This is a genomic window from Kitasatospora sp. NPDC096204, assembly GCF_044763205.1.
Lineage (GTDB): Bacteria > Actinomycetota > Actinomycetes > Streptomycetales > Streptomycetaceae > Kitasatospora.
The window spans coordinates 20,150-28,274 of record NZ_JBIWFT010000066.1 but is presented as its reverse complement, the minus strand read 5'-3'; the positions used below and the strand labels follow the sequence as shown (position 1 = coordinate 28,274).

Genomic DNA, 8,125 nt, shown 5'->3' with positions numbered 1-8,125 from the left:
CCGTCGGTGCCTCGCGCGCCGCCGTGGACGCCGGCTGGTACCCGCACAGCAGCCAGGTCGGCCAGACCGGCAAGCAGGTCTCCCCGCAGCTGTACATCGCGGCGGGCATCTCGGGCGCCATCCAGCACCGGGCCGGCATGCAGACCTCGAAGACCATCGTGGCCGTCAACAAGGACCCCGAGGCCCCGATCTTCGAGCTGGTCGACTACGGCGTGGTCGGCGACCTCTTCCAGGTGCTGCCGCAGCTCACCGCCGAGGTGAAGGCCCGCAAGGCCTGATCCCGCGACGACGACGGAGGGCGTGGCACCGAGTACCGCTCGGTGCCACGCCCTCCGGCATGTCCCGAGCCGCCGCCCGACCGTCCCGGAGCACGGCGGGCGGGGCGGCGCCCGTAGAGTCGGCGCCGGCGCGTGACGCGGAGGCGGACACGCGGGACGAGCGCGTGGCGCACGGGCGCGGCGCGGTGGCGTGGAACGAGGCGAGGACGGTGGCATGGCACTGCTGACGGCACTTCAGGGCGGTTTCGGCGACGCGGCGCGGGCGCTGCGGATCGACGGGCGGACACTCTCCCGGGAGGACCTGCTGGGCGCGGCGACCGCGGTCGCCGACCGGGTGGCCGGTGCCCCGGCGCTCGCGGTGCTCGCCCGGCCCACCGTCGAGACCGTCACCGCCGTGGTCGGCGGCCTGCTGGCGGGCGTTCCGGTGGTGCCGCTGCCGCCCGACTCGGGGCCCAAGGAGCGCGAGCACATCCTGCGCGACTCGGGCGCGGCGCTGCTCGCGCACGCCGTCGGGGAGGAACTGCCGCAGGACACCTCGGTGGCGGGGCTGCCGGTGGACCCGGCGCGGCGCTCCGCCACCACCTACGCCGAGCCGGCCGCCGAGTCGACCGGTTTCGTGCTCTACACCTCGGGCACCACCGGCGCGCCCAAGGGCGTGGTGATCCGGCGCGAGGCGATCGCCGCCGACCTGGACGCCCTCGCCGCCGCCTGGCAGTGGACCGCCGAGGACACCCTCGTGCACGGCCTGCCGCTGTTCCACGTGCACGGACTGCTGCTCGGCGTGCTCGGAGCCCTGCGCACCGGCAGCGCGCTGGTGCACACCGGGCGGCCCACCCCGGCGGGGTACGCGGCGGCCGGCGGCAGCCTGTACTTCGGGGTGCCCACCGTCTGGTCCCGGCTGGCGGCGGACCGCGAGGCGGCGGCCCGGCTCGCCCCGGCCCGGCTGCTGGTCTCCGGCAGCGCGCCGCTGCCCGTCCCGGTCTTCGAGAAGCTGGCGGCGCTGACCGGGCACGCCCCGATCGAGCGGTACGGGATGACCGAGTCGCTGATCACCGTCAGCACCCGGGCCGACGGCGAGCGGCGCCCCGGCAGCGTCGGGCTGCCGGTGGACGGGGTCAGGACCCGGCTGGTCGGCGAGGACGGCGCGCCGGTGCCCAGCGACGGGGAGAGCGTCGGCGAACTGCAGGTCTGCGGCCCGACGCTGTTCAGCGGCTACCTCAACCGGCCGGACGCGGACGCCGAGGCGTGGACGGCGGACGGCTGGTTCCGCACCGGCGACGTCGCGGTGATCGGGGCGGACGGCTTCCACCGGATCGTCGGCCGCGCCTCGGTGGACCTGATCAAGAGCGGCGGCTACCGGATCGGGGCGGGCGAGGTGGAGGCCGCGCTGCGCGACCACCCGGCGGTCGCCGACGCGGCGGTCGTCGGCGTGCCGGACGAGGACCTCGGACAGGCGATCGTCGCGTACGTCGTTCCCGACGGCGCCGTGACGGGGGACCAGCTGACGGCCTTCGTGGCGGAGCGGCTCTCGGTGCACAAGCGGCCGCGGCGGGTCGTCCTGGTGCCCGAACTGCCCAGGAACGCCCTGGGGAAGGTGCTGAAGAAGCAGCTGCTGGCGGAGGCCGGCGGCCGCTGAGGAGGGGGTGTCCGGACGCCTTCTCGGATGACGGCCGTTCACCCTGATGCGCCGTCGGTGCTCACCCCCGGTGACCCTTCCATTGGCGCACTCCACTGCGCGCAGTGAGCGGACGCGTGCCTAACGTGACACGCAGGCAGAACCGAACCCCTGGGCGACACGCCGCGGCTTCCGGTCGCAGGACCGGAAGCCGCGGCGCGCCGGGCGGGGGGTTCTGCCGACAAGCACGGCCACTACCGGCCGGTCACAGCAATCCGCTGCAGTCCGCAGCGATCCGCAGCAGTGAAGGAAGTCAGCACGATGACCACCGTCAACACCGGCGCGCCGGAGGCAGCCGGCGAACCGACCGGGCAGCAGGACGTTGCCACCGCCCGCACCTCCCGTCCGTCCCGCACCTCGCGGCTCCGTCGGGGGATAGCCATGGTGGCCGTGATCGCGACCGGCACGGGCGTGATCGGCCTCGGCACCGGCGTCAGCCCCGCGGCCGCCGAGTCCGCCCCGGCGCACGCCGGATGGGACGGCTCCCGGTACTGGTTCAAGAACAGCCAGGGGCAGTGGCGCTGGACCTCGCACTACAGCGTGTACGCGGCCCGCACCGGGGGCGGTTCCGCCTCCGGTGCCAAGGCCACGACCGGCTCCGGAGGGATCAGGGAGGGCTGGGACGGATCGCGCTACTGGTTCCGCAACAGCAAGGGCGAGTGGCGTTGGACCTCGCACTACGACATCTACCTGGAGCGCACCGGCCGCGGCTCCTCGGGCTCCGGGGGTTCGGTCTACAGCGTGGAGGACTCGGTCGCGGAGGACCCGGACGTCGAGGCCGCCGTGCAGTTCGCGCTCTCCAAGCTGGGCGTACCGTTCCGCACGGCCGGCAACGGGCCGGACGGCTACGACTGCTCGGGCCTGGTTCAGCAGGCCTTCCGGCACGGCGGGATCAGCCTGCCCCGCGTGGCCAACGACCAGTACGCGGCGACCACGCCGATCAAGGCGAGCCAGCTGCGCCGCGGTGACCTGCTGTTCTGGTCGCCGAACGGGACGGCCCGGGGCATCCAGCACGTGGCGATCTACCTGGGCGACAACAGGTACGTCGAGGCCGCGCGGCCCGGGACCAACATCCGGATCTCGGGGATCAGCAGCGGCTACTACCCGGCCTACATGGGGCGCCCGTAGCGGCGTCGCCATCCGCCCGTCGGGGGCGCCGGGTCGTCCGGCGGCCCCGGCGGGCGTTCGTGGGCGTTCGTGGGTGTCCGTGGGCGTGTGCGGGCGTTCCGTGTGGCGGGCCGGGGGCTTCCGACGTGGACTCAGAGGTCCGTCGGGCGGGGCAGCGCGCCGCGGGCGCCGAGGCCGGTGACGGCGAAGGCCCCGGCGGCGACGGCGGTGGCGGCCGCGTCGGTCAGCCCGGCGCCGCGGGCGAGTCCGGCGGCGAGGGCGCCGCAGAAGACGTCGCCGGCACCGGTGGTGTCGACCACCCGGACGGTGGGGGCGGACAGCCGGGCCGGCGTTCCGTCCACGACGACCAGCGCGCCCTCGCCGCCGAGGGTGACCACGGCGCCCTCGGCGTGTTCGGCCAGCGCCCGGGCGGCCTCGGTGACGTCGGCGGCGCCGGTGAGCTGGCGGGCCTCGACGGCGTTCGCGACGACCAGCGGACGGCGTCCGGTGGGGCCGGCCTGGGGCAGCGTGCCGGCGGGCGCGGTGTTGTGCAGCCAGCGGGTGCCGCCCGAGGCGCCCTCGGAGGGCAGCGCGGCGGCGACCGCGCGGATGCACTCCGCGGGGACCTCGTTGCTGGTCAGGACCACGTCGACGGGGAGCAGCCGGAGGCGGCCGAGCGCGGCGGTGACCTCCTCCGGGGTGAGGTGGGCGTTGGCGCCGGGGACGACGACGATGCTGTTCTCTCCGGCCGGGTCGACCATGACGATCGCCTGACCGGTGGGCGCGTCCGGGTGGACGAGCACGGCGCCGGTCTCGACCTGCGCGCCGTGCAGATCGGCACGTGCCGCCTCGCCCTCGGGGTCCCGCCCGACCTTGGCCACCAGGTGCGTCGCCGCCCCCATCCGGGCCGCCGCCACCGCCTGGTTGGCCCCCTTGCCGCCGAAGCCCCGGCCGGCGGCGGTGGCGAGGACGGTCTCGCCGGGGGAGGGGAGCACGGGGCAGCGGAGGATGCGGTCGGTGTTGACCGAGCCGATGACGACCACACGGCCGGCGGGAAGCAGCTTCATCGTTCCTCTGTACGCGGCGCGGCACCGGCGGCGCAAGGAGGCCGGCGGGTGGTGGCCGGCGGCCTGAGCGGGTGTGTGGGTGGGGGGACGGGTACGGGCCGGGGCGCGGCATGGGGCGCGCACGCGGGGGCTCGGAGCGTACGGAGAGGGGCATGTGGGAGCGCGCGAGCGGGGCGCGCGCGGCAAGTCGACCCATCGGGCGCCCTGTGCCCTAGCAGTGGTGAAGGGGTGCAATATTGATGTAGACCGGTCTGCATATTTCCATGCGTGGGCTTCTGACCTGGGCACATGCCGCTGTCACGGGGCAGAGTGGGGCGTGCGGGCGGGCGCGTCGGACAGGCATGGGGAGCGGCGTGGCGCGGGTACCACCACGGGTGGCGCTGGTTCGACCGACGGGGGCGCTGCCCGGTGCGAACGGCATCGGGGGAAGTCGAGGGCAGGGGACGTTGTGATCGTCTGGGTCAATGGCACATTCGGGGCGGGCAAGACCAGTGCCTGCCGTGAGCTGGTGGAACTGCTGCCCGGGAGCGTGCTCTTCGATCCCGAGCTGGTGGGCTTCGGCCTGCGCCGGATGCTCCCGGCCGACCGGCTGGCGACGGTGTCCGACTTCCAGGACCTGGCGGCGTGGCGCCGGCTCGTCCCCGAGACGGCGGCGGCGCTGCTCGGCGAGGTCGGGGGCCCGCTGGTGGTCCCGATGACCCTGCTCAGGGAGGACTACCGGGACGAGATCTTCGGCGACCTGGCCTCGCACGGGATCACGGTGCACCACTTCGTACTGGACCCTGAAGAAACGATCCTGCGCGAGCGCATAGCCCACCGCGAGGAGTGCCCGGGCGACCCGGAGGGCAGTGAGCGGGTCCGTGCCTGGTGCCTCGAACACCTGCCCCGCTACCGCGCCGCCCGCCGCTGGCTGGTCGGCGACGCCCGCATGATCGACACCGGCGGGCTCTCCCCCCGGGAGACCGCGCACCGGATCGCCGAACTCGTCCGGGTCGGCGCCGCCCGCTGTCCGATCGCCCAGACCCCGGACCCGACCGGGGACACCGTGGCCTCCGCTGTCCTGTTCTTCGACGAGCAGGACCGGGTGCTGCTGGTCGACCCGGTCTACAAGCCCGACTGGGACTTCCCCGGCGGGGTGGTCGAGCGCGGCGAGGCCCCCACCGACGCCGCCCTGCGCGAGACCGCCGAGGAGCTGGGCCTGCGCCTGGACCCGTCCACGCTGCGCCTGCTCGCCGTCGACTGGGAGCCCCGCACCGGCCCGCGCCGCGGCGGCCTGCGGCTGATGTACGACGGCGGCCTGCTGAACGAGGAGAGCCGGCAGAACCTGCTGCTCCAGCAGGAGGAGCTGCGCAGCTGGCGCTTCGTCACCCTGGAGGAGGCCGGCGAGCTGCTGCCCCCCGGGCGCTACCGGCGGCTGGCGGCCGCGCTGGACGCCCGGCGGAGCGGGGAGCTGCGGTACCTGGAGGCGGGGAGCCGGGTGGCCGTGGGGCTGGCGAGCACGGCGGACGCGGTGTAGCGGCCGGTCCGGGCCCGGGCCCGGACCCGGACCCGGGGGCGTGCGACGTGCGAGGCGCGTCGCGCGGCGCGAGCATGCGGCAGGCGGCGTGCCGGACCGCCGGGCGCCTCCCGGCGCGCCGGGTCGCGGTCGCGGGCGGGAGGATGGGGGCATGCCGTTCACGCTGAGCCATCCCGCCGCCGTCCTGCCCCTGCTGCGCGCCGCCGGGGCACGCGGGCCCCTGGTGGCGTCGGCGCTCGTCGCCGGGTCGATGGCGCCGGACGTGCCGTTCTTCGCCGAGTCCCTGCTGCCCGGGGTGTACGGCCACGGCGGGCTGACGCACCGCTGGTGGGCGGTGCCGACGCTGGACGTGGCGGTCGCCGGCGCGCTGGTGGCCGGCTGGCACGGGCTGCTGCGCGGGCCGGCGGTGGCGCTGCTGCCCGAACGCTGGGCGGGTGGCGCCGAGGCGCTGACCGCCCGGCGGGCCGGAGGGGTCCGCGGGCTCGGTGACGCCGGTACGGCCGGCGCTACGGTCCGTGGCGCGGCGTGGTTCGCGGCCTCGGCGGCGATCGGGGCGGCCACCCACGTCGGCTGGGACGCGTTCACCCACGGGGACCGGCTGGGAACGCGGCTGCTGCCCGTACTGGACCGGCCGGTGGCCGGGGTCCCGCTGTACGAGGCGCTGCAGTACGGCAGTTCGGCGCTCGCCCTGGTGGCGCTGGGCGGCTGGGCCGCGCGTGCGGTACGGGTCGTCGAGCCGGTGCGGCCGGCCGTGCGGCTCGCGCCCCGGGCCCGGCGGGCGGCCGTCGCGCTGCTCGGCGCGGCGACGGCCGCCGGGGTGCTGCACCGGCTCAGCCCGTTGCGGCGGAACCTGGTGCCGGAGGTCTGCTTCGGTGCCGGTGCCGGACTCGCGGTGGGTGCGGTCGGCTACGCGGCGGTGCTGGCGGCCGCCCGCCGGTTGCGCGGCGGGCGGCCGGACGACCCGGGGGAGGCCCCGCGGGGCGCCGCCGCGAAGGCCCGTCAGGCCGGCCGGCTCGGGCAGGCCGTCCATGCCGACCATGCCGACCATGCCGACCAGGCCGGTCAGGCCCGGCGGGTCCGTCAGACGGAGCGCAGTTCGGCGTAGCGGCGGAGGAACAGCGCCTCGGTGAGCGCCATCTGCTCCAGCTCCTGCGGGTCGACGCTCTCGTTGACCGCGTGGATCTGGGCGGTCGGCTCCTCGACGCCGATCAGCACGATCTCGGCCTGCGGGTAGAGCGAACGCAGCGTGTTGCAGAGCGGGATCGAGCCGCCCTCGCCGGAGGCGACCATCGCGGTGCCGAAGGCCTCGGCCATCGCCTCGCCCATCGCCTCGTACGCCGGGCCGTTGATGTCGGCGCGGAACGGGGCGCCGTTGCCCTGGCGCTCGATGGTGAGCCGGGCGCCGAGCGGGACCTGCGCCTCCAGGTGGGCGACCAGCGCGTCCTGGGCGGCGAGGGTGTCCGTGCCCGGCGCGACGCGCAGGCTGATCAGGGCCTTGGCGGTGGCCTGGACGGAGGAGGTGGCGCCGATCACCGGCGGGGCGTCGATGCCGAGGACGGTGACGGACGGGCGGGCCCAGAGGCGGTCCGCGATGGTGCCGGTGCCGGTCAGGGCGACGCCGTCGAGCACCTTGGCGTCGGAGCGGAACTGCTCCTCCGGGTACTGCACCCCGGTCCAGGTCTGGTCGGTGGTCAGGCCGGCCACCGCGACGTCGCCGTTCTCGTCGTGCAGCGAGGCCAGCATCCGGACCAGGGACTGCAGCGCGTCCGGGGCGACGCCGCCGAAGGCGCCGGAGTGGAGGTTGCCGGCCAGCGTGGTGACGGTGGCCTCGACGACCGTCATGCCGCGCAGCGAGGTGGTCACGGTGGGCAGGCCGGGGGCGAAGTTGCCGGTGTCGCCGATGACGATGGCGTCGGCGGTGAGCAGCTCGGGGTGGGCCTCGGCGTAGCGCTCCAGGCCGCCGGTGCCCTGCTCCTCGGAGCCCTCGACGATGATCTTCAGGCTGACCGGGTAGGCGTCGCCGTACACCTGACGCAGCGCCCGCAGCGCCGTCAGGTGCATCAGGATGTTGCCCTTGCAGTCGGCGGCGCCGCGCCCGTACCAGCGGCCGTCGCGCTCGGTCAGTTCGAAGGCGGGGCTGAGCCAGGCGTCCTCGTCCAGCGGGGGCTGGACGTCGTAGTGCGAGTAGAGCAGGACCGTCGGCGCGCCCTCGGGGCCGGGCAGCTCGCCGTAGACGGACTGGGTGCCGTCCGGGGTGTCCAGCAGCCGGATGCCGGTCAGGCCCTCGGCGGCGAAGGCGTCGGCGACCCAGCGGGCGGCCTTCTCGCACTCCTCGACCGGGAACTGGCGCGGGTCGGCGACCGACGGGAAGGCGACCAGTTCGGCGAGGTCGGTGCGGGCACGGTCCATCAGGGACCGGACGGCGTCGGCCAGGGGCTGTGACATCGGGGCTCCGGGGGGACGGGTCCGCCCTGGGGGTGGT

At 75.7% G+C, this 8,125-nt stretch carries 7 protein-coding genes; 5 read left to right on the top strand and 2 right to left on the bottom strand.

Annotation, left to right across the window (positions count from 1 at the left end):
• The 3 genes from ACIQ87_RS39025 to ACIQ87_RS39015 form a co-directional block, all read left to right on the top strand.
• A partial coding sequence (locus ACIQ87_RS39025) for an electron transfer flavoprotein subunit alpha/FixB family protein (RefSeq protein ID WP_402416855.1) occupies positions 1-278 on the top strand: 278 nt, incomplete at its 5' end.
• Positions 279-492: 214 nt separating this feature from the next.
• Positions 493-1,914: an acyl-CoA synthetase gene (locus ACIQ87_RS39020; RefSeq protein WP_402416854.1), complete on the top strand. Its 1,422-nt coding sequence runs from the start codon at positions 493-495 to the stop codon at positions 1,912-1,914.
• Between the two features lie 300 nt (positions 1,915-2,214).
• Positions 2,215-3,081 carry a C40 family peptidase gene (locus tag ACIQ87_RS39015; protein WP_402416852.1) on the top strand — a complete coding sequence of 289 codons (867 nt, stop codon included), beginning with the start codon at positions 2,215-2,217 and terminating at the stop codon, positions 3,079-3,081.
• A gap of 131 nt (positions 3,082-3,212) precedes the next feature.
• On the opposite strand, the gene ACIQ87_RS39010 is transcribed toward ACIQ87_RS39015, so the two are convergent.
• On the bottom strand, positions 3,213-4,127 hold the full coding sequence (locus tag ACIQ87_RS39010; RefSeq protein WP_402416850.1) for a PfkB family carbohydrate kinase: 915 nt from the start codon (positions 4,125-4,127) through the stop codon (positions 3,213-3,215).
• A gap of 448 nt (positions 4,128-4,575) precedes the next feature.
• On the opposite strand from ACIQ87_RS39010, the gene ACIQ87_RS39005 reads away from it, so the two are divergent.
• Together ACIQ87_RS39005 and ACIQ87_RS39000 are read left to right on the top strand one after the other, a co-directional pair.
• A complete protein-coding gene (locus ACIQ87_RS39005; RefSeq protein ID WP_402416848.1) occupies positions 4,576-5,643 on the top strand; it encodes an NUDIX domain-containing protein in 1,068 nt (355 codons plus the stop codon).
• A gap of 151 nt (positions 5,644-5,794) precedes the next feature.
• Positions 5,795-6,748 (top strand): DUF4184 family protein, encoded by a 954-nt coding sequence (locus ACIQ87_RS39000; RefSeq protein WP_402416846.1) that lies wholly within the window; start codon positions 5,795-5,797, stop codon positions 6,746-6,748.
• On the opposite strand, the gene ACIQ87_RS38995 is transcribed toward ACIQ87_RS39000, so the two are convergent.
• A complete protein-coding gene (locus ACIQ87_RS38995; protein WP_402416844.1) occupies positions 6,724-8,088 on the bottom strand; it encodes a dipeptidase in 1,365 nt (454 codons plus the stop codon). The genes ACIQ87_RS39000 and ACIQ87_RS38995 overlap by 25 nt on opposite strands.
• Between the last annotated feature and the right edge of the window lie 37 nt (positions 8,089-8,125).